This window comes from Stenotrophomonas sp. YJH_SMC_64 (genome assembly GCF_059371375.1).
In genome coordinates this window covers 14,869-37,864 of the sequence record NZ_JCAFUN010000007.1, presented here as the reverse complement: position 1 = coordinate 37,864, position 22,996 = coordinate 14,869, and the positions used below count along the sequence as shown (strand labels likewise).

The window sequence follows — 22,996 nt, the reverse complement described above, 5'->3', positions numbered from 1 at the left end:
TGTAGATCCACGCCATGCGTGGATGGAGCCCACCGGCGCCCAGCAATCATCCCGCTGCTGCACTGACCCGTATCGCCAGCAACTCGCCACCACCCTGCAACGCGTGCCGCTGACGTTCGCCGGCCGCCAACCATGCGGTATCGCCCGCCTGCAGCGCCGGCAGGCCGCTGTCGGCACCAAACTCCGCCTGACCGGCCAGCAGATGCAGCGCCCAGGCCACGCCCGGTTCGCAGAAGAAGAACATCGCGCCCACCAGCGGCCGGTGCAGCAGTTCGGCCTGCAGCAGCTCGCGCTTCCACATCAGGTTGAAGTCGTGGGTGATGCCGTCCACCAGTTCGCCGTGCAATGTTTCCTCGCCCGCAAAGCGCACCCGCCCATGCGGTGGCAACACTTCGGCCACGCGGCCATCGTCGAAGCGCAGACGCACGCCATTGCCCTGCAGCAACACCAGTTCGCGCTCCACGCCGGGGAAGGCAGAGAACGCGGCATCCTGCTCGATTTCGGCCACCGACAGGCGCAGCGCCCAGTCATCGCCCTGCGCGGGCAGGCGCAGGATCTCGCGGGTCCAGCCCAGGCCGTTGCGCCAACGTTCGCGGCGGTAGTCCAGGCTGGAGATCACCTGGCTCGGAATGTGCAGCAGGGAGTCGATGTTCATCGGCGCATTGCATCATGCCGCGCGCCGTCGTGCATCACCGCGTGGCGAGCGTGCCCTGGCCACCGCACCCGCCGGCCAGCAGCTGCGAGTGCTTCAGCCAATCCTGGTCGGGGTAGTAAGCAAACACCATCGTGCCGCCACGCAACGCATCGATCAGCGGCCTGGCCACCGACAGGCGCACCGCCGGGCAACCCAGGCTGCGGCCCAGCCGCCCCTGCAGCTGCGCGGCAGCCGGGTTCACGTATGGCGCACCATGGATGACGATGGCTCGGTCACGCGCGCGGTCGTTGAAGCCCGGTTCCAGCCCGGCCAGGCGCAGCGAATATCCATTGCCACCCATGTAGGTCTCCTGCGCGGTGAACGCGCCGAGGCTGGACATGAAACTGCCATCGCGGTTGGAGAAGTGCTCGGTGCGGTTCTCGCCACTGTTGCGGCCATGCGCCACCCACTCCTCGAACAGCAGGCGCTGGTGGGCCAGGTCGAACACCCACAGGCGCGGCTCGGTGGACGGGCGCGAATAGTCGATCACGCTGAGGCGATCACCATTGATGCCCAGTTCCGGCCGCTGCAGCGCACAGCGCATGGCGTGCGCCGCCAGCTGCAACACGTGGCGGTCGGCCTTGGGCGCACTGCGCGACAGCAGGGCAGCCAGATCATCGGCGCTGGTGGCAAGGGCGGGCGTCTGTGCCAGCGCCGGGGCGCTGGCCGAGGTCGCCAGCAGGCCGAACGCGGCCAGCCGGCACAGGCGGGATGCAGTCATGGGCACAACGAGGGGACTCAGTTGCCCTTGAGGGTGGACCCTGGCGGCTCGGATTCCAAGACCGGCTGCATTCCGGATTCAGCCGGGCTTGGGCGGACCGCCGGCAGCGAGGTCACCAGCAGGGTCGTGCCCGGCACCAGCACCTGGTACAGCTGGCGGGCGAAATCGGCTGGCAGCGCCATCGGCAGCGAGGGCGTGGCCAGCAGGTCCGGCGTGGCCTGGGCACGGTCCTGGCCCAGCAACGGGTAGGCCGTCCACTGGTGCAGGCGCTGGTTCACGTCCAGCGGGCTGGGGGTGTCGCTGTAACCCTGCCCCATCACGAACAGCGTGGTGCCCTGGAACGCCGGCAGGGCGTCAGCCTTCAGCGGCGACTCGCCGATCATCACGCCATCGCGCAGCACGTACAGGCGCTGGTCGTGCAGGCTGACCAGGATGCCGACCTGCCCGGCCGGCGCCGCGCTGTCGTCCCACCAGGCCTGTGCCGGGGCTCCGCCCTCGGCCTCCGGCAGCGCCTGACCGCGCGCGTTCACCGGCGCCAGCACCGACGGATAGGCCAGGGTCATCGGTGAGCTCTTGGCATCGGCCACGACCACGGTATCGCCGCGCTGGGTTTCGCTGAACAGCTTCTGCGCGAAGGCCTGCGGCAGGCGCACGCAGCCGTGCGAGGCGGGATGCCCGGGCAGGCTGCCGCCATGCAGGGCGATGCCGTCCCAGGTCAGCCGCTGCATGTACGGCATCGGCGCGCTGTTGTAGAGGTTGGACCTGTGGTCCTTGTCCTTCTGCAGGATGGTGAACACGCCGGTTGGCGTCTCGTGCCCGGCCTTGCCCGAGCTGATCGTGGTCAGGCCGATGGCAATGCCGTTGCGGTAGACGTAGGCGCGCTGCTCATCGAGGCTGACCACCAGCACGATCGGGCCGGTCGGCGAGATTTCCGGATGCCAGAGGTATTCGCCCGGCTTGAGGTCGGTCGGCCCGCGCACTTCAGCGCTGCTGGCTGCGGCAGCCGTGGGCTTGCCAGCCGCTGTCGGCGCAGCGGCATGGGCCAGCAGCGGCAGGGCCAGTGCAAGGGCGAGCATCAGGGTGGTGGGGCGGAGCGCGAGCATCCAGCGGGGGTCCTTTCCATGCGGTGCGGCCACCGTACACCATCGGCCCGTGGTGGCCGCGGCAAAACCAGGCGCCGGAAATGAAACTGCCCGGCGACACAGCCATGTGTCGTACCGGGCAATCGTTACGTCCTTGTCGGCCTGCTGCCGCCCCCTCGCATCCTGCGCTGTGGGGGTAGCGTTGCATCCTGCACGCGGCCGCGTCTGTCCTGCTTGTATCTCAGCCCCTTCCACAGGTCTGTGATGCCACCATCCTGGTGATTGGTGCCGCGTCCTGCGGCGGTCGGTGGTCACGGCCGTCCTGTCCGTGACCGCTGAACCAGCTTCCTGCCGGTTCCGACGATTCCTGCTGTCAGCGCCTCGGTACGGTTCGCACCGGTACCGATCCGGGTACCGGATCCGCCGGCAACAACCTGTTGCCTACGGTGATCCGCTGTCGATTCCGTTCGACGATTGCTTTCCCTATCCCCTTCACCTGCGTCAGGTCCTCGACGCGATGAAACGGGCCGTGTCTGCGCCGGTGCTCGACGATCGCCTCGGCCTTGGCGGCTCCGACCATCGTCAATCCCTGCTGCAGCGCCTGGGCATCGGCGCGGTTGATGTCGATCGGTTCGGCGGCATGCGCCCCAGCGATCCCCATGACCAGCACCAGTGCCCTCAACACGACAAACCAAGGCACAACGTGTATCTCCTTGTGATTCTGGCCGCCCCGACCGGCAATCCCGTCGGTAGGAACAGTGTCCGTCACCACATGCACACAGCCTATCGGTTTCCCGGATTTCCGTAAGCCAGCCAAATACCCGACGTGATGTAGGAAAAACCCTACCCGTGGCACAGGCGTAGAATGGCCGGATCAGCCCATGCAACCGGAGTTTCAGATGGACAGCGCCAAGCTCGGCCAATTCGTCAATGACAAGTGGGACAGCGAGATCGTCCCGCAGTTGGTCGACTACATCCGCATTCCCAACAAGTCGCCGATGTTCGACGCCGATTGGGTGCAGAACGGCTACATGGAACAGGCGGTGACGCTGATGGAGAACTGGGCCAGGGCCCAGCAGCTGCCCGGCCTGAAGGTTGAAGTGGTGCGCCTGGAAGGCCGTACCCCGCTGATCTTCCTGGAAATTCCGGCCACCGGCGCCGAGACCGGCGACGACACCATCCTGCTCTACGGCCACCTGGACAAGCAGCCGGAAATGACCGGATGGGACGACGACCTCGGCCCGTGGACCCCGGTCCTGCGCGGCGACAAGCTGTATGGCCGCGGCGGCGCCGATGACGGCTACGCCATCTTCGGCTCGCTGGCCGCCGTGCTGGCGTTGCAGGCCCAGGGCCTGCCGCACGCGCGCTGCGTGGTGCTGATCGAAGCCTGTGAAGAGTCGGGCAGCTACGACTTGCCAGCCTACGTCGACCACCTCGCCGACCGCATCGGCAAGCCGTCGCTGGTGGTCTGCCTGGATTCGGGCTGCGCCAACTACGACCAGTTGTGGTGCACCACCTCGCTGCGCGGCCTGACCGGCGGCAATTTCACCGTGAAGGTGCTCAACGAAGGCGTGCATTCCGGCGATGCCTCCGGCGTGATCCCGTCCAGCTTCCGCCTGCTGCGCCAGATCCTTTCGCGCATCGAAGACCAGGAGACCGGCCGCATCCTGATCGACGGCATGAACGTCGAGATCCCGGCCGAGCGCCTGGAACAGGCCAAGCGCGCCGCCGAAGTGGTGGATACCGAGATCTTCGAGAAGTTCCCGATGGTTGACGGCCTGCGCCCGATGAACGAGGACCTGACCGAGCTGGTGCTCAACCGCACCTGGCGCCCGGCGCTGTCGGTCACCGGCGTCGGCGGCATGCCGCCGCTGGAATCGGCCGGCAACGTGCTGCGCCCGCAGACCTCGGTGAAGCTGTCGCTGCGCTTGCCGCCGACGGCCGATGGCAAGACCTGCGGCGAGCTGCTGAAGGAAGCGCTGCTGCGCGACCCGCCGAATGGCGCGCAGGTCACCCTGGACCTGGAAAAGGCCTCCACCGGCTGGAACGCCCCGGCCATGGCGCCGTGGCTGACCCAGGCCATCGACGACGCCAGCCAGGCTTTCTTCGGCAAGCCGGCGATGTACATGGGCGAAGGCGGCTCGATCCCGTTCATGGGCATGCTGGGCGAGAAGTTCCCCGGTGCCCAGTTCATGATCACCGGCGTGCTCGGCCCGCACTCCAATGCGCACGGCCCGAACGAGTTCCTGCACATCCCGATGGGCAAGAAGGTCACCGCCTGCGTGTCCAAGGTGATCAGCGAGCACTACGCGGCCAGCCTGCGCGGCGAGACCAGCGGTTCGCCGGTGGCTGCCGACAGCGGCACCCGCCACGGCGACCACGGCTGCTGCTGATCCGGCACCCGTGACGGACGCAGCCTGGCCTTGCTAGGCTGCGTCCACCCTTGGCGGAAATCGCGCGCATGAATGGTCTGTTCGGCAGCAGCAGCTGGCTCTACATCATCCTGGTCGGCTTCTTCGTCGGCCTGCTCGGGCGTTTCTTCATGCCCGGCAACAACCGCATGGGCTGCCTGCTGACCATCGTGCTGGGCATCCTTGGCGCCCTGGTGGCCGGCTGGTTCGGCCAGTACATGGGCTGGTACGCCCCCGGTGAGCCGGCCGGTTTCCTCGGTGCGGTAGTGGGTGCGGTGGCCGTGCTGGCCGTGCTGCGCCTGTTCAGCGGCCGTCGCTGACCCCGTCCCTCCTTCCCTTCCTGTTCCCGACGTTGGCGCGCCCGGCGCGCCCGGATATGCCTGCATGACCGAACCCGCCTCCGATCCCCAGCGCAGCGCGCAGCGCCTGCAGTGGGCCCGTACCCAGCTCGATGATGCCAACGCGGTGGTCGAACGCGCCTCGGTCGATGCCGGCATGCGCAGCTACTGGCGCACCACCAGCACGCGCGGCAGCCACATCGTGATGGATGCCCCGCCGGGGCTGGAAGATCCGAGGCCGTGGCTGCGCATGCGCGGCCTGCTGCACGACAACGGCCTGCGCGTGCCCGCGCTGCTGGCGCAGGATCTGGATGCCGGCTTCCTGCTGCTGGAAGATCTCGGCGGCCCGACCCTGGCCAGGATCCTCGACGAGCGCAATGCCGATGAATGGTTCGGCCGTTCGATCGAACAGCTGCTGCGCCTGCAGGCGATCCCGGTGCCGACCGACTTCGGCCAGTTCGGCGAAGCACTGCTGCAGCGCGATGCCGGCCTGTTCGACGAATGGTTCCTGCAGCGCCACCTGAACCTGGAGCTGGACTGCGGCGAGATCGAAGGCCTGCAGCTGGTACACCGCCGCTTGATGGACAACGCGCTGGGCCAGGCCCAGCTGATGACCCACCGCGATTACATGCCGCGCAATCTGATGCCGGTCGAAAATGGTCCCGCAGTGCTGGATTTCCAGGACCTGGTGCGCGGCCCGATCGCCTACGACGCGATGAGCCTGTTCAAGGACGCGTTCCTTAGCTGGCCGCTGGAGCGTGTGGACGAGTGGCTGGCGCAGTACCACGAGCGCGCCCGCGACGCCGGCCTGCCGGTGCCCAACCGCGCCACCTTCCTGCGCGATGCCGACTGGATGGGCATCCAGCGCCACGTGAAGATCCTGGGCCTGTTCTGCCGGCTGCGTTACCGCGACAACAAGGGCCATTACCTCGACGACGCACCGCGCTTCATCACCTATCTGGATGAAGTGCTGCCGCGCTATCGGGAACTGGCACCGCTGCAGCAGCTGCTGGACGAGCGCATCAAGCCGGCGCTGGCCGAGCTGGGTGCACCGATGCGCGTGGCCCGATGAAGGCGCTGGTCTTTGCCGCCGGCCTCGGCGAGCGCATGCGCCCGCTGACCCTGCACACGCCCAAGCCGCTGCTGGAAGTGGCTGGCAAGCCGTTGATCGTCTGGCACCTGGAACGCCTGGCCGCACTCGGCGTGCGCGAGGTGGTGGTCAACACCGCATGGCTGGCCGAACAGTTCCCGGCGACGCTGGGCGATGGCAGCCAATGGGGCCTGCACCTGCATTTCCTGTACGAAGGAGCGACCCCGCTGGAGACCGGCGGTGGCATCCTCAACGCCCTGCCGGTGCTGGGCGATGCCCCGTTCCTGGTGGTGAACGGCGACATCTGGACCGATTTCGATTTCGCCACGCTGCCGCGCGAGCCGCGGGGCCAGGCGCACCTGGTGCTGGTCGACAATCCGGTTCAGCACGCGGACGGTGACTACCGCCTCGATACGCAGGGGGTGCTGCACCACGATCGCGAAGGCCCGTGCCTGACCTATGCCGGCATCGGCGTGTACCGTCCTTCGATCGTGGCCGACTGGCGCACGGTGATCGGCGAGGCGCCGGGCAGCGAGCGGCTGCCGCCGAAGTTCTCGGTGGTGCCGCTGCAGAAGCATTTCATGGCGCAGGGGTTGATGACGGGACAGCACCATCGGGGGCGCTGGACCGATGTCGGCACCGTGGATCGGCTTCGTGCGCTGGATGCTGAGTTGGCGGCGAACGGCTGAGCCCCTCGTGGCTGGTCGCTCAAATCAACAGCTGTGCTTGGCCGGGCGGTGTGGGTTCGCGGGGGACGCCGTGGACCCGTCCCTGGGGGCTTGGCCGCGGCATCCATGCCGCGGACACCCCCGCGAACCCACCCCGCCCGGCCTCTGACAGTTTCCGTGGGCGTCCAGCCACGGAAAAGAAAAAAGAAAAGCAAAAGCGGGTCGCTTCGCTGCGCTTGCTCTGGTGACGACCAAGGTCGACACCCAACAACAGCAGTCAGCAGTCAGCAGTGCAGTACGCAGTCCCGGCAGATCGCGGCCAACTGTCGAAGGCGGGGTGGGTCCGGTTGCGGGGGCGTGAGCCGCATGGATGCGGCGACCGAGCTTACATGGACGTACTTGCAGCGTCCCCCGCAACCGGATCCACCCCGCCATCCCCACGGATAGCCAGCTTTTGACGTTGACGTTGCTTCTGCGGGTGCAGGGCGCAGCCCTGCAAACAAACCCCACCCTCAGTAGCGGGGCCGGCCTTCTTCCAGCACCTGGCGCAGGAACGGCACGGTGATCCGCCGCTTCGCCGCCAGCGACTCGCGGTCCAGCCAGTCCAGCAGCGTGATCAACCCACCCAGCTCGCGCCCGGTGTGCGACAGCAGCCACTCGATGGATGCCTCGTCGATCGCCAGGCCGCGTCGCAGCGCGCGTTCGCGCAGCACCGCTGCCCGCCCCTCCTCATCCAGCGGCTGCAGCAGCACGCGCACGCACTGGCCCAGCCGTGAACGCAGGTCCGGCAGCACCAGGCCCAGCGCTTCCGGGGCCTTCTGCGCCGTGTACAGCACGGTCACGCCTGCAGCGCGCGCGCGGTTGTGGAAATCGAACAGCGCGATCTCGTCGTCGCGGTTGCCGGCAACCTCGTCCAGGCCGTCCAGCGCCACCAGCTCACGCGCCTCCAGCCCATCCAGCGCCGCACGCACGCGGCCGGCGGCACTGGCCAGCGGCACATAGGTCGGCAGGCGCCCTGCCTGCTCGGCGCTGGAACACATCGCCAGCGCCTGGTGGGTCTTGCCCGTGCCCGCCGCACCTTCCAGGTAGACCCAATCGTGGCTGGCACCCACCGCGATCGCGCGCAGCTGCGCCAGCGCACCATCCGGCGCGCCGATGAAGGTCTCCAGGCGCTGGTCCCGCGGGTAATGCAGGGCCAGCGGCAGTTGCGGCACACCCATCACTTCAGGTCGGGGCCTTTTTCGTTCGGAACGATGATATGGGGCGCATCGACCACGCCGTCAAGCACGATTGCCGGCTTCTCGCCCACGTACAGCTCGCTCTGGCGGTAACGCTGGTGCGCGTAGCGCAGCAGCACGTTGGTCACCGCCGCCACCGGCAGCGCCAGCAGCATGCCGAGGAAGCCGAACAGCTGGCCGCCGGCCATCACCGCGAAGATCACCGCCACCGGGTGCAGGCCGATCTTGTCGCCGACGATGCGTGGGGTCAGTACGTAGCTCTCCAGCAGCTGGCCCACGGTGAACACCACGCCGACCAGGATCAGCAGCTTCAGGTCGAAGCCCTGTGCCTGCACCAGCGCGGCGATCACCGCCATCAGCACGCCGGTGGTCGCTCCCAGGTATGGGATGAAACTGATCAGACCGGCAATCAGGCCGATCAGCAGGCCCAGCTTGAGGCCGACCAGCGACAGGCCGCCGGCATAGATCACGCCCAGTGCCAGCATCACCAGGAACTGGCCGCGGATGAACGCACCCAGCACCTCGTTGGACTCACGCGCCAACGCGCTGATGGTGCCAATGTGGTTGCGCGGAATCACCGAGGCCACGCGCTCGACCAGCTTGTCCCAATCACGCAGGAAGTAGAACGCCAGGATCGGCAGCAGCAGGATGTTGACCACCCAGGTCACCATCGCGAAGCCGGAGCGCGAGACGTAGCCCATGAACGTGGTGGCGAAGCCGCCGGCCTGCTGCCAGTGGCTGCGCACCCATTCGATCAGGCGGTCCGGGTCCAGCCACTGCATCACTTCCAGGCCGGTCTTCTGCTCGAACCAGGGAATCCCCTTCTCCATCAGCCACGCCTGTGCCTGCGGGGCAACCGCGATCAGGGTGGTGATCTGGCGCTCGATCATCGGTACCAGCACCAGCAGCAGCGCCACGATCACCAGCACCATCGCCGCGAACACCAGCACCACGCCGGTCATGCGCGAGCGACCGGTGGCCTCGATGCGGTCCACCAGCGGGTCACCCAGCCAGGCCAGCGCCAGCGCCAGCACGAACGGGGTCAGGATCGGCGCCAGCAGCCACACCACCCAGCCGATCAGGCCGGCGAACAGGATGTATTTCAGGCGGCGCAGGAACTGCGCGATTTCCGCTTCCGGGGTCAGAGTCATCGCAGGCGGTACTCGTTGCTGACCGGGGCGGCCACCGGAGTACCGGTGGTGTCGTCGATCGGAGCGGGCAGGGCCGGCAGCGGAGCGCTCGGCGCCAGCACGCCGTTGTCGCCCAGCATGCGGTTGAAGCCGGCCAGGCCGGTGGTCATCTCCAGGTTCAGCTCCAGCTGGCCAGCCGAGGCATGCAGGGGGGTGACATTGCGCACCACCGGCACCTCGCGCAGGCCGGCGGCCAGACGCAGGTAGTCGTCGGCGCTGTTGATGCCGGTGACCACCACACGGTAGGTCCCGGCCTGGCCGACGGCGGCGCCGGCCTTGGCATAGCGTTTGACCAGCGCATCGGCGGCGCCGTCGGCACCGGCCGCCATCGCGCGCATGGCGTTGGCGTCCTTGCTGGTCCACTTGTTCAGTTCACGGCCGTTGTCGACGAACACCCAGTCCGCCTGCCAGCCGCCATTGGCGCGGTACAACTTGCCGATCAGCTGCATCGGCGGCGAGTAGCGCGAGGAGGCACGGGCCACGGCGGCACTGTCCTGGCGCCAGATCGCACCCGCCAGCGCCTGTTCAGCGGCGCCACCACTGGGCAGGCCCAGCTTGTAGCCGCGCTCGATGGCGCGGTTCAGCAACGGCCGGGCGGCGTTGGCCTGCTGCACGCTGACCAGGCGCGGGCCACTGCCATCGTCGACGGCCAGCCACAGCACCGGCTTCGGTCGCGGCTGCGGCCACAGCGGCAGGCCCAGCGCCGACACCAGCGAGTCGACATCATCCTCGCGGAAGCGGGCCACCAGCAGGGTACGGAAGCTGGGGGCGCCACTGGCGCCCACGCTCTGGTCCTGCTTGTAGTCGTAGCTGGCCACGTAGTCCTTGGCGTTGCGCAGCGCCTGCACCACGCCGGGGCGGGACATCACGCTGCGGTCGCCGGACAGCTTGCCCAGTACCACGCTCAGGGCGCGGGCCAGGGCGCCGTTGCGATCGGCCTCGGCTTGGCTGTTGACGGGCACTTCGGCCTCGTACGCGCCACTGGCGGTGGCGACATCACCCTCGGTGCGAAGGCCGCTCTGGGCCATCGTGGCCACCGGCAGGCTCAGCGCAAGGAGCAGGGTCAGAATCAGGCTGCGGCGCATCAGGACATCCATTGGCTCGACGTATCCGGGGGAATTGTTGCCCGAATACGGCCTTTGCGCCAATGCGGCCTGTTAAAATCGCCCGTTCAACCCCTGCCAGCGCCGACGCCCGTGACCAACACCCCGTCTTCCGCCCCCTCCCCCCTCACCTACCGTGACGCGGGGGTCGACATCGACGCCGGCAATGCGCTGGTCGAGCGGATCAAGCCCCTGGTCAAGCGCAGCTTCCGCCCGGAAGTGATGGGCGGCCTGGGTGGCTTCGGTGCCCTGTTCGACCTGTCCAACAAGTACCGCGAGCCGGTGCTGGTGTCGGGTACCGACGGCGTGGGCACCAAGCTGAAGCTGGCCCACCAGCTGAACCGCCACGATACGATCGGCATCGACCTGGTCGCCATGTGCGTGAACGACGTGCTGGTGCAGGGCGCCGAACCGCTGTTCTTCCTGGACTACTTCGCCACCGGCAAGCTGGACATCGACACCGCCGCAGCGGTCGTGGGCGGCATCGCCAACGGCTGCACCGAGGCCGGCTGTGCGCTGATCGGCGGCGAAACCGCTGAAATGCCCGACATGTACGCCCCCGGCGAATACGACCTGGCCGGCTTCACGGTCGCCGCGGTGGAGAAGAGCGAGCTGAAGGACGGCGCCAGCGTGGCCGCCGGCGACGTGCTGATCGGCATCGCCTCCTCCGGCCCGCACTCCAACGGCTACTCGCTGGTGCGCCGCATCTACGACCGCGCCGGTCGCCCGGCCGATCTGGAGCTGGAAGGCGGCGTGAAGCTGGTCGATGCGCTGATGGCACCGACCCGCCTCTATGTGAAGCCGATCCTGTCGCTGCTGAAGTCGCACGGCGAGGCCATCCATGGCATGGCCCACATCACCGGCGGCGGCCTGACCGAGAACATCATCCGCGTAGTGCCCGACGGCCTCGGCCTGGACATCCAGGCGTCGTCATGGACCCTGCCGCCGGTGTTCCAGTGGCTGCAGAAGGAAGGCGCGGTGGCCGACAGCGAGATGTGGCGCACCTTCAACTGCGGCATAGGCTTCGTGCTGATCGTCGCAGCGGACCAGGTGGCTGCCGTTTCCGATGCAGTCAAGGCGCAGGGCCTGGAGCACTGGACCATCGGCCAGGTGGTCACCGCCGAAGGCGCCGAACGCGTCCACATCGGCTGACGCCGGCAACCCAGGAGCCCCGCATGGACGCAACGCCCCCTTTGTCGCCCGCCCCCGTGCCGCCGCCGCTGGCGACGGTACCGCCGTTCAGCGCGCAGGATGCCGACCACCTGCGCATGCTGGCCATCGCACACTACGTGGTCGGTGGCCTGATCGTGCTGTTCTCGCTGATCTTCATCCTGCACATCGTGATCGGCATCGCCGCGTTGACCGGCAGCCTGCCGATGAAGTCCGGCGGCGAGCCCTCCTCGCTGGAGGAACAGCGCCTGATGGGCTGGGTGTTCACCGTTCTCGGCTGCGTCGTCGTGTTCGGTGGCATCACGCTGGGCGCGTTCGTGGCCTATGCCGGCCGCTGCCTGTCCCGCCGCCGTCGCCATCTGCTGTGCCTGATCGCGGCTGGCCTGGCTTGCCTGTTCACGCCGGTCGGCACGGTGCTGGGGGTGTTCAGCCTGATCACCCTGCTGCGCCCGCAGGTCAAGGCCGCCTTCGACCTTCCCGCCGCGACCGCATGACCGCCTCCGGCAATCCACCGCCGCTGCCGCATCAGACCCTGGCGCAGCTGCAGCTGACCAGCCATCTGCAGACACTGAGAGTGCTGTTCTACGCCCTGGCCGGTTTCCACTGGGTCGCCGCGGTGGCGTTCCTCGGCCTCAGCGGCTGGGTGGCCCAGTCGCGCGGGTTGGAGGATGCCTGGATGCTGACCACGGTCTATGCGTCCATCGCCGTGCTGGCCGCCGTGCTGGGGTTCGTGCAGCTGCACACCGCGCGCCAGCTGTCACATCGCACCGGGCTGGCCTGGTGCCAGCGCGCGGCGTGGCTGGGCGTGCTGGCTGGACCACTGGGCATGGCGTTGGCCGCCTATGCCTGGGTGTTCCTGTCCAAGCCGGAAATGGCTGCGCTGTTCGACCGCGGTGATCACCTCAGTGCCTGAACCTGGCGGCAGACGCCGCGCCCTATCCTGATCGATTTCCCATGTCCGCGCCTGTCCTCCCGACGTCTGCTTCGCCCACCACCCGCCGCTTCCCGGGCCCGAAGAAGTGGGCTTTCGCCGCCGTACTGGCGGTCTTCGCGATCAGCTGGATCCACCCGCTGTGGCCCACCGAGCAGGCCCTGCACAGCACGCTGACCGTGGTCGGTCTGGCCGCGCTGCTGTGGGTCGACCGCCGCGGCGGCTGGCTGGGCAACGGCGCCTTCATCGCCATCTGCGGCTTCATCGCCCTGCACTGCGTGGCGGCGCGCTGGCTGTATTCCAACGTGCCCTACGACGCCTGGGCGCAGATGCTGACCGGCTGGTCGCCGAATGCGGCCTTCGGCTGGCAGCGCAACCATTTCGACCGCCTCATCCACTTCCTGTTCGGCGTCTGCTTCACCCCCGCACTGCTGCAGCTGGCCCGTCATGCGTGGCCGGCGCTGCGCCCGGGCCAGGCCTTCACCCTGGCGGTGATGACGGTGATGTGTGCCAGCCTGGTCTACGAATGGTTCGAATGGGCCATCGCGCTGGCGCTGTCGCCGGATGCCGCCGAAGCCTACAACGGCCAGCAGGGTGACATGTGGGATGCGCATGCCGACATGCTGATGGCGACCGTCGGCAGCCTGCTGACCTGGTCGCTGATCCGCCGGAGTTCCCTGCAATGACCGCCCCAACCCGCATCGCCGTGCTCGCCTCGGGCCGCGGCAGCAACCTGCAGGCCATCCTCGACGCGATCGGCAGCGGCCGCCTGTCGGCCGAGGTGGTCGGCGTGTTCTCCGACCGCCCCGCCGCAGAGGCCCTGCTGCGTGTCGATGCCGGCCTGCGCTGGGCGCATGCACCGAAGGAATTCAGCGACCGCGCCAGCTACGAGCAGGCGCTCGGCGATGCGCTTGCCGCGGTACAGCCGGACTGGATCGTCTGTGCCGGCTACATGCGCATCCTTGGTCCGGTCTTCGTGCAGCGTTTCGATGGCCGCCTGGTCAACATCCACCCGTCGCTGCTGCCGCTGCACAAGGGCCTGGACACCCACGCGCGGGCGCTGCAGGCCGGTGACGCCGAGCATGGCGCCAGCGTGCACCTGGTGGTCCCCGAACTGGATGCCGGCGCGGTGCTGGCGCAGGCCCGCGTGCCGGTGCGGCCCGGCGACGACGCGCAGGCGCTGGCCGCACGCGTGCTTGCGGTGGAGCATCCGCTGCTGATCGCCACACTGCAGCTGCTGTGCGAGGGCCGCCTGGCTGAACGGGAGGGTCAGCCCTGGCTGGACGGTCACCCCCTGTTTAGCCCGTTGGCCCTAGATTCCGCCGGAAACCTGAACCGGTAACGCTCTTGCACACGCCCCGCTGACTGCGGGGCTGGCATCCTGCCCCCTCCCGCGGTTCCTGTCCTCCATGAAGACCACGACGCTGCTGTCCACTTCACTGCTGTTGTCGCTTGCCGTGCTTCCCGCTGTGGGCTGGGGCCAGGCGCAGCCGCCTGCGGCTTCCCCGCCGCCCACACCCGCTGCGCTGCCACCGAACGAGCCCAGTGTGCCGCTGTTGCCGGCACTGGCCTGGGAGCCGCCGCCGCTGCAGCCGTTCACCGCCACCTACCAGGCCTTCTACAAGGGCAAGGAAGCGGGTGATGCCAGCATGCAGGTCACCCACACCGGCGGCAGCCAGTGGCGCGTGGACATGCAGGTGGTCGGCCGCCGCGGCTTTGCCAGCGTGCTCGGCCTGAACATCGAGCAGAGCACGGTGTTCGAGGAGCGCAGTGGCGTCTACGCACCGCTCAGCCAGAGCACGGTGCGCAAGGGCCTGTTCCTGGGCAAGAAGGCCGTGGGCACTTACAACTGGCAGGCCGGCACCGCGCAATGGACCGGCGACGTCAAGAAGGAGCGCGCGCAGCCGATCCCGCTGCGGGCCGGCGACCAGAGCGCGCTGCTGATCAACCTGGCGATCATGCGCGATGCGCGTCCGGGCGCCACCATGCATTACCGCTACGTGGACATGGGCAAGGTCCGCGAACACGACTACCAGGCCGCGCCGCAGACCGAGAACGTCGAGGTCGGCGACCTGTCCTACAACGCGCTGCGGGTCTACCGGACCAACGGTGGCAGAAACGAAACCATTCTCTGGATCGCCAACGGTGTCCCCACCCCGGTGCGCATCCTGCAACGCGAAGACGGCGAAGACCGCGTCGACCTGCGCCTGATCGAATACCAAGGAGTCTGAGCATGAATACCCTGACCCGCCCCCTCACCTGGATCGCCGCCGCTGCCCTGACCGTGGCCAGCCTGCCGGCCATGGCGCTGGAACCGTTCAAGGCGGATTACCTGGCCAGCTACATGGGCATGCAGGCCAACGGCACCATGACCCTGGCCAGCGAAGGCAGCAATAAATGGCGCTACAGCCTGCAGGTGAAGAACCAGCTGGCCGACCTCAGCCAGAGCACGGTGTTCGAGGAAGTGCGTGGCCAGCTGCGTCCGCTCAGCAGCCAGGACCGTTCGGCGCTGCTGGTGAAGAAGCGCAACGTGCAGGCCAACTACAACTGGACCAGCAACCAGGCCACCTGGACCGGCGACATCAAGCCGGACCGTGCGGGCCCCATCGCGCTGAAAGCAGGCGACATGGACGCGCTGCTGATCAACCTGGCGATCGCCCGTGACCTGGCCGCCGGCAAGCCGCTGACCTATCGCATGGTGGACGAAGGCCGCATCAAGAACATGACCTACCGCGTGATCGGCAAGGAATCGATCACCGTGGCCGGCAAGAGTTACGAGGCCACCAAGGTCTCGCGCGCCGATGGCAACAAGGAGCTGATCGCCTGGATCGTGCCGGACTTCCCGGTGCCGGCGCGCATGCTGCAGCGTGAGAGCGGCCGCGATGCGCTGGACCTGACCATCAAGGCGATGAACTGAGTGCCGGGGTCGGATCCCATCCCCTCGGGGATGGGCTCTGACCCCGGTTGTGTGGCTGGGGTCGGAGCCCTTTCCGAGGGAAAGGGCTCCGACCCCGGGCCCCGCGAAAAGAAAACGCCCGCTTTCGCGGGCGTTTTTCTTACTTCTTTTCCTCGGCCGCCGCCGGCTTGAACTCGGTGCGGCAGTCCACGCGGATCTGCTCGCCGGTGCTGCGCCAGACAAAGGTGCGGCAATGACGGTTGCCGTCCTGGCTGTCGTTCACCGCGACCGCATAGAACGACTCGATGATCTCGTCACGCGTGACCGTGCCGTCGCCGTTCCAGTCCATGTCCTTCTGCTCGATGCCCTGGGTGATCGCGATGTTGGCGTACCAGGCATAGCCCAGCCACGCCAGCACGATCAGCACCAGGGCCAGCAGCGCCTTGCGACGCGGGCTGAACTTGCCGCGCAGGATCATGGCACGCGCCGGATGGTGGCGCCGAGTGAAGACAGCTTCTCTTCGATGTTCTCGTAGCCACGATCAAGGTGGTAGATGCGGTCGATGGTGGTATCGCCGCTGGCCATCAGGCCGGCCAGGATCAGCGAGGCCGACGCACGCAGGTCGGTCGCCATCACCGGTGCGCCGCTCAGGTGCTCGCTGCCACGCACGATGGCAGTGTGGCCTTCAACCTGGATGTCCGCGCCCAGGCGCAGCAGTTCGTTGACGTGCATGAAACGGTTCTCGAAGATCGTTTCGTTGATCACGCCCACGCCGTCAGCCACGCAGTTGAGTGCCATGAACTGCGCCTGCATGTCGGTCGGGAATGCCGGGTACGGCGCGGTGGTCAGGTTGACCGCCTTCGGCCGCCTGCCCTGCATGTCCAGGGTGATGGTGTCGTCGGTGGTCTCGATCTTCGCACCGGCCTCGACCAGCTTGGACAGCACCGCGTCCATGGTGTTCGGGCGCGCACGGTTGACCGTGACCTTGCCACCGGTCATCGCTGCGGCCACCAGGAAGGTGCCGGTCTCGATGCGGTCGGGCAGCACTTCGTGGCGGCCACCGGACAGGCGCTCGACGCCCTCGATCACCAGGCGGGCGGTGCCCAGGCCTTCGATCTTCGCGCCCAGCGCGATCAGGCAGTGCGCCAGGTCGGTCACTTCCGGTTCCATCGCGCAGTTGTCGAGGACGGTGGTCCCTTCAGCCAGCACCGCGCCCATCAGCACGTTCTCGGTGCCGGTGACGCTGACCATGTCGAAGGTGAAGTGGCCACCCTTCAGGCGCTTGGCGCTGGCCTTGATGAAGCCGTTCTCGACCACGATCTCGGCGCCCAGCGCCTGCAGGCCCTTGATGTGCTGGTCGACCGGTCGCGAGCCGATCGCGCAGCCGCCCGGCAGCGACACTTCGGCGGCGCCGAAGCGGGCCAGCAGCGGGCCCAGCACCAGGATCGAGGCGCGCATGGTCTTGACCAGCTCGTACGGTGCCACGTGCTGGTTCACCGGACGAGGGTCGACCACGATCGCGCTGCCGCGCGACAGCGTGCCTTGGTCGATGGTGACCTTGGCGCCCAGCTCGCCAAGCAGCTTCACCGTGGTGACCACGTCGTGCAGGTGCGGCACGTTGGTGATCTCCACCGGCTCATCGGCCAGCAGGGTCGCGCAGAGAATGGGGAGGACGGCGTTCTTGGCGCCGGAGATGCTCACTTCACCGTGCAGCGCAGCGCCGCCGGTCACAACGATCTTGGCCATGTATTCGGGATCTTCTGCGGTTCAGCCGGCTTCGGCCGGGGTCACGGTTTTCAGCGCCAGCGCGTGGATCGCGCCGCCCATCAGGTCGCCCAGGGTGGCATACACCATGCGGTGGCGGGCCAGCGGCATCTTGCCGGCGAAGGCCTCGCAGACCACGGTCGCTTCGAAATGCACGCCATCGTCGCCCTGCACGTCGGCGCGGGCGCCGGGCAGGCCGGTTTCGATCAGATTGCGGATGGTGTCGGCGTCCAACGGGCTTTCCTAATAAAATGTGGGTCCATTCTACTTCCGCTGCGTGGCGTCCGCATGGCCGAATCCCTGTTGCCCCCCCGTTCCGTCGACCCTGCCGGCCTGGTTGCCAGTGGCCGCCGCGTGTTCGAGATCGAGCGGCAGGCCCTGGATGCCGTGGCCGACCGCCTCGGCGAGGCCTTCCAGCAGGCCTGCCAGGCGATTCTGGCCAGCCGCGGGCGGGTGGTCGCCACCGGCATGGGCAAGTCCGGGCATATCGCCCGCAAGATCGCCGCCACCCTGGCCTCTACCGGTACGCCGGCGTTCTACGTGCACCCCGGTGAAGCCGGCCACGGCGACCTGGGCATGATCACCGAGGACGACGTCGTGCTGGCCCTGTCCTACTCGGGCGAATCGGACGAGGTGCTGATGCTGCTGCCGGTGCTCAAGCGCCAGGGCAACCTGCTGATCTCCATGACCGGCCGCCCGCAGTCCAGCCTGGCCACCGCCGCCGACATCCATCTGGACGTGAGCGTGCCGGCCGAGGCCTGCCCGCTGGCGCTGGCACCCACTTCCAGCACCACCGCCTCGCTGGCGATGGGCGATGCACTGGCCGTGGCCCTGCTCGATGCACGTGGCTTCACCGCCGATGACTTCGCCCGCTCGCACCCGGCCGGCAGCCTCGGCCGTCGCCTGCTGCTGCACATCACCGACGTCATGCACACCGGCGACGACCTGCCCAGCGTGGGCGCCGACGCCAGCCTCAGCGAGGCGCTGGTGGAAATGAGCCGCAAGCGGCTGGGCATGACCGCCGTGGTTGACGCCGACGGCGTGCTGATCGGGCTGTTCACCGACGGCGACCTGCGCCGTGCGCTGGACAGCGCGCTGGACGTGCGCACCGCGAAGATCGCCGACGTGATGACCCGCAACCCGCGCACCATCGGCGCCGACCAGCTGGCGGTCGAGGCCGCCCGCCTGATGGAGACCCACAAGATCACCGGCCTGATCGTGGTTGATGACCAGGGCCGCGCGGTTGGCGCGCTGAACATTCATGACCTGTTGCGGGCCCGGGTGGTTTAACCGACAGTCCGTAGACCCCATTCAGTCTGTAACGCCGCACCTGCCCATAACGAGCCTTCCACCCTGATGCCCTGGTCCCCCCTGCCCGCCTTCCCCGCCCACCTGCATGCCGCTGCGGCCCGGATCCGCCTGGCCTGCTTCGACGTGGACGGCACCCTCACCGACGGTCGGCTGTACTACGACAAGGACGGCAACGAGAGCAAGGCGTACTTCGTGCAGGATGGCCTGGGCCTGAAACTGCTGCAGCAGCACGGTATCCACCCCGTGCTGATCACCGCGCGCAACAGCCAGTCCGCGCTCAAGCGCGGCGCCGACCTCGGCATCGATACCCAGATCGCCGTGGGCGACAAGCTGGCCAGCGTGCAGGCGCTGTGCGCGCAGCACGGGATCGGCCTGGAACAGGTGGCGTTCATGGGCGATGACCTGCCCGATCTGGCGCCGCTGGGTGCGGTCGGCCTGGCGGTGGCCCCGGCCAATGCCCATCCGTGGATCGCCGAACGCGTGCATTGGCAGACCCGCGCCGAGGGTGGCCGTGGCGCCGCGCGCGAGCTGTGCGACATCCTGCTGGCCGCCCAGGGCCGCGCGGATGCGGTGCTGGCGAGGTTTGGCGCATGAACCTGCCCACCTTGAACTGGCGCACCGTGCTCGGCATCAGCCTGCTGCTGGCCGCCCTGCTGAGCAGCTGGGCGGCGCTGCGCAACCGCGACAAGGGTCCAGCCACGGGAGGCCAGGAAATCGGCGTGGATTACATCCTGCATGACTTCCAGATCGTTGCCCTGGATGAGCACGGCAAGGAATCGACCACCCTGCGCGCACCGCGGCTGGAGCGCCAGCGCGGCGACCAGACCATCAACATCGCCACCCCGCTGTTCGAGATGCCGGACAAGGATGGCAAGCACTGGACGCTGCGTGCCGAGACCGGCTGGCTCAGCGCCAAGGGCGACGAGATGAAGCTGCGCGGCAAAGTTGCCGGCGACAGCCCGGCGGGCCCGGGTGTGGTGCCGACCACCTTCCGCACCGACCACCTGGACGTGTTCCCGAAGGAGAGCCGCGCCCGTACCGACGCCCTGGTGACCATGACCCGCCCGGGCATGGAACAGTCCGGCGTCGGCTTCGAAGTGGATTCGAAGAACAACACGTATCATTTCCTCAGCCAGTCCAAGGGCCGTTACACGCCCAGACGCTGATTCCGCCGCCAGCCCGCGACGTCTCCGGACAGGCGCAGGGCCGGCAGCCCCACCCTCCGCCCCCGGCCCGCCCGGCAGGCCCCCACCGGTAGAACGGACCCCGATGAAGATTCCCTTTGCCGCCGTACTCGCGCTCGGTCTTCTTGTCCCCAGCGCCGCCTTCGCCAAGTCCACCGACCGCAACGAAGACATGCACATCGATTCCGGCGCCCAGTCCGGCATGCTCACCGGCGACGGCAAGACCGTGCTGTCGCAGGGCGTGATCATCACCCAGGGCACGCTGGACCTGCGTTCGTCCGAGGCCGAGATCTACCTCAAGGACGGCGAGGCCGTGCGCGTGGTGTTCACCGGCAAGCAGGCCAAGATGAAGCAGCAGCTTGATGACGGCACCTGGATGGATGCGCTGGCTGATCGCATCGACTACGACATCAAGACCGAGATCATCACCCTGACCGGCAACTACAAGGTCACCAGCGCGCGCGGCACCAATGCCGGCCAGCGCATGGTCTACAACACCCGCACCGGCGAGATGAACTCCGGTGGTGACGGCAGCCGCGTGCGTACCGTCATCCCGCCGAAGAACAAGACCCCGGCCGCGCCTGCGGCACAGCCCAAGGCCACCACGCCGGCACAGCCGGCCGGGAGCAGGAAGTAATGCTCGTCGCCAAGGGCCTGCGCAAAAAGTACAAGCAGCGCGAAGTGGTCAAGGACTTCGGGCTGACCCTCGATGCGGGTGAAGTGGTCGGCCTGCTCGGCCCCAACGGTGCCGGCAAGACCACCTGTTTCTACATGATCGTCGGTCTGGTGGCCGCCGATGCCGGCAGCATCGTGCTCGACGGCAAGGACATCACCGGCGACCCGATGTACACCCGCGCCAAGCAGGGGGTGGGCTACCTGCCGCAGGAACCGTCGGTATTCCGCAAGCTTACCGTGGCCGACAACATCCGCCTGGTGCTGGAACTGCGCGAGGACCTGGACTCGGCCGGCCGCGAGCGCGAATTGAACGGCCTGCTAGACGAACTGCAGCTGGGCCATGTCGCCGACCAGCTCGGCGCCAGCCTGTCCGGTGGCGAACGCCGCCGCTGCGAGATCGCCCGCGCACTGGCCGCACAACCGCGCCTGATCCTGCTCGACGAACCGTTCGCCGGTGTCGACCCGATTTCGGTCGGCGAGATCCAGCGCATCGTCACCCACCTCAAGCAGCGTGGCATCGGCGTGCTGATCACCGACCACAACGTGCGCGAGACCTTGGGTATCTGCGACCGCGCGTATATCCTCGCCGAGGGCAGCGTGCTGGCCCAGGGTTCGCCGGAGGCGATCCTGGACAACGCCGATGTACGCCGCGTCTACCTCGGGGATTCCTTCAAGCTGTGAAGCAATCGCCGGGTCCCTTTCCTTCCTTTCGGCACAGGCATGAAGACTCGGCTGCAGACATCGTTGGGACAGCAACTGGTGCTCACGCCCCAGTTGCAGCAGGCGATCAAGCTGCTGCAGATGTCGGCCACCGAGCTGGAGCTGGAGATCGCGCAGGCAGTGGAAAGCAACCCACTGCTGGACTGGGCCGACAGCAACGACAGCAGCGCCGCCAATGAAGGCAGCGATGGCAACGACAACGAAGCGCCTGCAGAGCGCAGCGATGAGGGCGACGACTGGGCGCCGACCGAACTGGACTGGACGACGACCGGCAGCGGTGGCAGCTTCGATGATGACGACGACAACGGCAGCGCTGCCGAGCGCGTAGCCGAAACCGAAACACTGGCCGACCATCTGCTGTGGCAGCTGCATCTGTCGCATCTGTCCTCGCGTGATCGCAGCATCGGTGCCGCGCTGATCGATGCACTGGACGACGATGGTTACCTGCGCGAGTCGCTGGCCACCATCGCTGAAACCCTGTTGCCGGCGATCCACGCCGACGAGGACGAGATCCTCGCCGTGCTGCACCGCATCCAGCGCTTCGATCCGGTGGGTGTGGCTGCACGCACGCTGGGCGAATGCCTGCTGCTGCAGCTGGATGTGCTGGACGGCGACACGCCCGGCCTGCTCCTGGCGCGACAGATTGCCGCAGGACCCCTGGAACGTTTGCCGCGCAGCGGCGTCACCGGGCTCGCCCATGAGTTGAAGCTGCCGCTGGACGAGGTCGAGACTGCCGTGGCGCTGCTGCGTTCGCTGGACCCGCGCCCGGGCACGCAGATCGCGCCGCTGTCGCAGGACACCTACGTGGTGCCGGATGTGGTGGTGTGGCGGCAGAACGGCGTATGGCGCGCAGCGCTGGCCGCGCATGCCGGGCCGAAGGTGGTGATCCACCGCGGCTACGAACAGCTGATCCGACGTTGTGGCGACGCCGATGCCGGCTACCTGCGTGCCCAGCTGCAGGAAGCGCGCTGGCTGCTGAAAGGGCTGCAGCAGCGTGGCGAAACCCTGCTGCGCGTCGTGCGCAGCCTGATCCTGCAGCAGGCCGGCTTCCTCGAATTCGGCGAGCAGGCGCTGCGTCCACTGACCCTGCGCGAGATCGCCGCCGAGCTCGGCCTGCACGAATCCACGGTCTCGCGCGCGATCGCCCGCAAGCACGTGCGTACCCCGCGAGGCACCCTGCCGCTGCGCGCCTTCTTCGCCTCGGGCATCGATACCGAGAGCGGTGGCGAGGCGTCCAGCACCGCCATCCAGGCGATGATCCGGCGCCTGATCGACGACGAGAACCCGCGCAAGCCGCTTTCTGACGCCAAGCTGGCTGACCTGCTCAAATCGTCGGGAATTCCAGTAGCGCGACGCACCGTGGCGAAGTATCGTGAAGCCATGAACATTTCCGCCTCGCACGAAAGGGTCAGAATCGCTTGACGCGCCGCCGCGCCCGGCGGAGAGGTTCATTGGCACATCCGAACACAGGAGAAACCCGATGCGCATCGAAACGTTTGGCAAAGATGTCGAAGTCACCCCGGCCCTGCAGTCCTATGTTGAGGAGAAGCTGGCCCGGATCGGAAAGCACTTCGACCAGCACTGCGAAGCGCGGGTGACCCTCAAGCTGCAGAAGACCGAACACCACGTCGACGCCAGCCTCAACATTCCCGGCCAGACCCTGCACGCCGAGGCCAATGCCCAGACGATGTATGCCGCGATCGACCTGCTTGCGGACAAGCTTGACCGTCTGGTGATCAAGCACAAGGAGAAAAAACAGCAGCACGCACCGCTGCCGGTGGGCGACAATGGTGGCTGATCGCCACCGTTC

The 22,996-nt window shown here is 67.8% G+C and carries 28 protein-coding genes; 18 read left to right on the top strand and 10 right to left on the bottom strand.

What is annotated here, in order from left to right; genetic code table 11:
• Positions 1–46 precede the first annotated feature (46 nt).
• The 4 genes from AC5P9L_RS08785 to AC5P9L_RS08770 all read right to left on the bottom strand — a co-directional run bounded on the left by AC5P9L_RS08785 (position 47) and on the right by AC5P9L_RS08770 (position 3,197).
• The gene (locus AC5P9L_RS08785) at positions 47–655 is read right to left on the bottom strand and encodes a HutD/Ves family protein (protein ID WP_262238512.1); all 609 of its coding nucleotides are present in this window, start codon (positions 653–655) and stop codon (positions 47–49) included.
• 34 nt (positions 656–689) lie between these two features.
• Positions 690–1,415 carry a murein L,D-transpeptidase catalytic domain family protein gene (locus tag AC5P9L_RS08780; RefSeq protein WP_005408415.1) on the bottom strand — a complete coding sequence of 242 codons (726 nt, stop codon included), beginning with the start codon at positions 1,413–1,415 and terminating at the stop codon, positions 690–692.
• A gap of 17 nt (positions 1,416–1,432) precedes the next feature.
• Positions 1,433–2,518, bottom strand: a complete 1,086-nt coding sequence (locus AC5P9L_RS08775) for a L,D-transpeptidase (protein ID WP_227415297.1) — start codon at positions 2,516–2,518, stop codon at positions 1,433–1,435.
• 352 nt (positions 2,519–2,870) lie between these two features.
• Positions 2,871–3,197 (bottom strand): ComEA family DNA-binding protein, encoded by a 327-nt coding sequence (locus AC5P9L_RS08770; RefSeq protein ID WP_024958219.1) that lies wholly within the window; start codon positions 3,195–3,197, stop codon positions 2,871–2,873.
• 199 nt (positions 3,198–3,396) lie between these two features.
• On the opposite strand from AC5P9L_RS08770, the gene AC5P9L_RS08765 reads away from it, so the two are divergent.
• The 4 genes from AC5P9L_RS08765 (at position 3,397) to murU (ending at position 7,025) form a co-directional block, all read left to right on the top strand.
• A complete protein-coding gene (locus tag AC5P9L_RS08765) occupies positions 3,397–4,890 on the top strand; it encodes a M20 family metallopeptidase (RefSeq protein ID WP_049459155.1) in 1,494 nt (497 codons plus the stop codon).
• A 68-nt stretch (positions 4,891–4,958) separates the two neighbouring features.
• Entirely contained in the window at positions 4,959–5,228 is a 270-nt protein-coding gene (locus AC5P9L_RS08760) for a GlsB/YeaQ/YmgE family stress response membrane protein (protein ID WP_005408411.1), read from the top strand.
• A gap of 64 nt (positions 5,229–5,292) precedes the next feature.
• Complete coding sequence (locus tag AC5P9L_RS08755; RefSeq protein WP_279915752.1) at positions 5,293–6,318, top strand: aminoglycoside phosphotransferase family protein; 1,026 nt, start codon at positions 5,293–5,295, stop codon at positions 6,316–6,318.
• Positions 6,315–7,025, top strand: a complete 711-nt coding sequence (gene murU / locus AC5P9L_RS08750; protein ID WP_005408409.1) for an N-acetylmuramate alpha-1-phosphate uridylyltransferase MurU — start codon at positions 6,315–6,317, stop codon at positions 7,023–7,025. The genes AC5P9L_RS08755 and murU overlap by 4 nt, the downstream gene beginning before the upstream one ends.
• Positions 7,026–7,516: 491 nt before the next feature.
• On the opposite strand, the gene hda is transcribed toward murU, so the two are convergent.
• From hda to AC5P9L_RS08735, 3 genes are read right to left on the bottom strand one after another with little or no spacing between them, the layout of a single operon-like run.
• Positions 7,517–8,224 carry a DnaA regulatory inactivator Hda gene (hda, locus tag AC5P9L_RS08745; protein WP_005408408.1) on the bottom strand — a complete coding sequence of 236 codons (708 nt, stop codon included), beginning with the start codon at positions 8,222–8,224 and terminating at the stop codon, positions 7,517–7,519.
• Entirely contained in the window at positions 8,224–9,393 is a 1,170-nt protein-coding gene (locus tag AC5P9L_RS08740; RefSeq protein ID WP_005408407.1) for an AI-2E family transporter, read from the bottom strand. The genes hda and AC5P9L_RS08740 overlap by 1 nt, the downstream gene beginning before the upstream one ends.
• Entirely contained in the window at positions 9,390–10,529 is a 1,140-nt protein-coding gene (locus AC5P9L_RS08735; RefSeq protein WP_005412509.1) for a DUF2066 domain-containing protein, read from the bottom strand. The genes AC5P9L_RS08740 and AC5P9L_RS08735 overlap by 4 nt, the downstream gene beginning before the upstream one ends.
• Before the next feature lie 99 nt (positions 10,530–10,628).
• Between AC5P9L_RS08735 and purM the strand changes: the two genes are divergently transcribed.
• The 7 genes from purM to AC5P9L_RS08700 all read left to right on the top strand — a co-directional run bounded on the left by purM (position 10,629) and on the right by AC5P9L_RS08700 (position 15,553).
• Positions 10,629–11,687: a phosphoribosylformylglycinamidine cyclo-ligase gene (gene purM, locus AC5P9L_RS08730; protein WP_005412508.1), complete on the top strand. Its 1,059-nt coding sequence runs from the start codon at positions 10,629–10,631 to the stop codon at positions 11,685–11,687.
• Positions 11,688–11,710: 23 nt separating this feature from the next.
• A complete protein-coding gene (locus AC5P9L_RS08725) occupies positions 11,711–12,199 on the top strand; it encodes a hypothetical protein (protein ID WP_005408404.1) in 489 nt (162 codons plus the stop codon).
• Positions 12,196–12,618, top strand: a complete 423-nt coding sequence (locus AC5P9L_RS08720) for a hypothetical protein (protein ID WP_005412507.1) — start codon at positions 12,196–12,198, stop codon at positions 12,616–12,618. Before AC5P9L_RS08725 ends, AC5P9L_RS08720 begins: the two co-directional genes overlap by 4 nt.
• Before the next feature lie 41 nt (positions 12,619–12,659).
• Positions 12,660–13,322 carry a DUF2238 domain-containing protein gene (locus tag AC5P9L_RS08715; protein WP_262101735.1) on the top strand — a complete coding sequence of 221 codons (663 nt, stop codon included), beginning with the start codon at positions 12,660–12,662 and terminating at the stop codon, positions 13,320–13,322.
• The gene (purN, locus tag AC5P9L_RS08710; protein ID WP_227415294.1) at positions 13,319–13,978 is read left to right on the top strand and encodes a phosphoribosylglycinamide formyltransferase; all 660 of its coding nucleotides are present in this window, start codon (positions 13,319–13,321) and stop codon (positions 13,976–13,978) included. The genes AC5P9L_RS08715 and purN overlap by 4 nt, the downstream gene beginning before the upstream one ends.
• Positions 13,979–14,045: 67 nt before the next feature.
• Positions 14,046–14,867 carry a DUF3108 domain-containing protein gene (locus AC5P9L_RS08705; protein WP_005412504.1) on the top strand — a complete coding sequence of 274 codons (822 nt, stop codon included), beginning with the start codon at positions 14,046–14,048 and terminating at the stop codon, positions 14,865–14,867.
• A 2-nt stretch (positions 14,868–14,869) separates the two neighbouring features.
• Positions 14,870–15,553 carry a DUF3108 domain-containing protein gene (locus tag AC5P9L_RS08700; protein WP_005408399.1) on the top strand — a complete coding sequence of 228 codons (684 nt, stop codon included), beginning with the start codon at positions 14,870–14,872 and terminating at the stop codon, positions 15,551–15,553.
• Positions 15,554–15,692: 139 nt separating this feature from the next.
• Here the strand turns inward: AC5P9L_RS08700 and AC5P9L_RS08695 are convergent, their stop codons facing one another.
• The 3 genes from AC5P9L_RS08695 to AC5P9L_RS08685 are packed head-to-tail and all read right to left on the bottom strand — an operon-like array spanning position 15,693 to position 17,530.
• Entirely contained in the window at positions 15,693–16,010 is a 318-nt protein-coding gene (locus AC5P9L_RS08695; RefSeq protein WP_005408398.1) for a hypothetical protein, read from the bottom strand.
• A complete protein-coding gene (murA, locus tag AC5P9L_RS08690) occupies positions 16,007–17,278 on the bottom strand; it encodes a UDP-N-acetylglucosamine 1-carboxyvinyltransferase (protein WP_227415293.1) in 1,272 nt (423 codons plus the stop codon). The genes AC5P9L_RS08695 and murA overlap by 4 nt, the downstream gene beginning before the upstream one ends.
• A gap of 21 nt (positions 17,279–17,299) precedes the next feature.
• Entirely contained in the window at positions 17,300–17,530 is a 231-nt protein-coding gene (locus tag AC5P9L_RS08685) for a BolA family protein (protein ID WP_005408396.1), read from the bottom strand.
• A gap of 54 nt (positions 17,531–17,584) precedes the next feature.
• Between AC5P9L_RS08685 and AC5P9L_RS08680 the strand changes: the two genes are divergently transcribed.
• The 7 genes from AC5P9L_RS08680 to hpf all read left to right on the top strand — a co-directional run bounded on the left by AC5P9L_RS08680 (position 17,585) and on the right by hpf (position 22,984).
• A complete protein-coding gene (locus AC5P9L_RS08680) occupies positions 17,585–18,586 on the top strand; it encodes a KpsF/GutQ family sugar-phosphate isomerase (RefSeq protein ID WP_005412502.1) in 1,002 nt (333 codons plus the stop codon).
• 66 nt (positions 18,587–18,652) lie between these two features.
• Entirely contained in the window at positions 18,653–19,201 is a 549-nt protein-coding gene (locus tag AC5P9L_RS08675; protein ID WP_099527774.1) for a KdsC family phosphatase, read from the top strand.
• A complete protein-coding gene (gene lptC / locus AC5P9L_RS08670; RefSeq protein ID WP_164223284.1) occupies positions 19,198–19,773 on the top strand; it encodes an LPS export ABC transporter periplasmic protein LptC in 576 nt (191 codons plus the stop codon). The genes AC5P9L_RS08675 and lptC overlap by 4 nt, the downstream gene beginning before the upstream one ends.
• Before the next feature lie 103 nt (positions 19,774–19,876).
• Complete coding sequence (gene lptA, locus AC5P9L_RS08665; protein ID WP_005408392.1) at positions 19,877–20,428, top strand: lipopolysaccharide transport periplasmic protein LptA; 552 nt, start codon at positions 19,877–19,879, stop codon at positions 20,426–20,428.
• Entirely contained in the window at positions 20,428–21,147 is a 720-nt protein-coding gene (gene lptB, locus AC5P9L_RS08660; RefSeq protein ID WP_005408391.1) for an LPS export ABC transporter ATP-binding protein, read from the top strand. Before lptA ends, lptB begins: the two co-directional genes overlap by 1 nt.
• A gap of 39 nt (positions 21,148–21,186) precedes the next feature.
• Positions 21,187–22,608 (top strand): RNA polymerase factor sigma-54, encoded by a 1,422-nt coding sequence (locus tag AC5P9L_RS08655; RefSeq protein ID WP_099474778.1) that lies wholly within the window; start codon positions 21,187–21,189, stop codon positions 22,606–22,608.
• A 58-nt stretch (positions 22,609–22,666) separates the two neighbouring features.
• The gene (hpf, locus tag AC5P9L_RS08650; protein WP_004147311.1) at positions 22,667–22,984 is read left to right on the top strand and encodes a ribosome hibernation-promoting factor, HPF/YfiA family; all 318 of its coding nucleotides are present in this window, start codon (positions 22,667–22,669) and stop codon (positions 22,982–22,984) included.
• Positions 22,985–22,996: the final 12 nt, after the last annotated feature.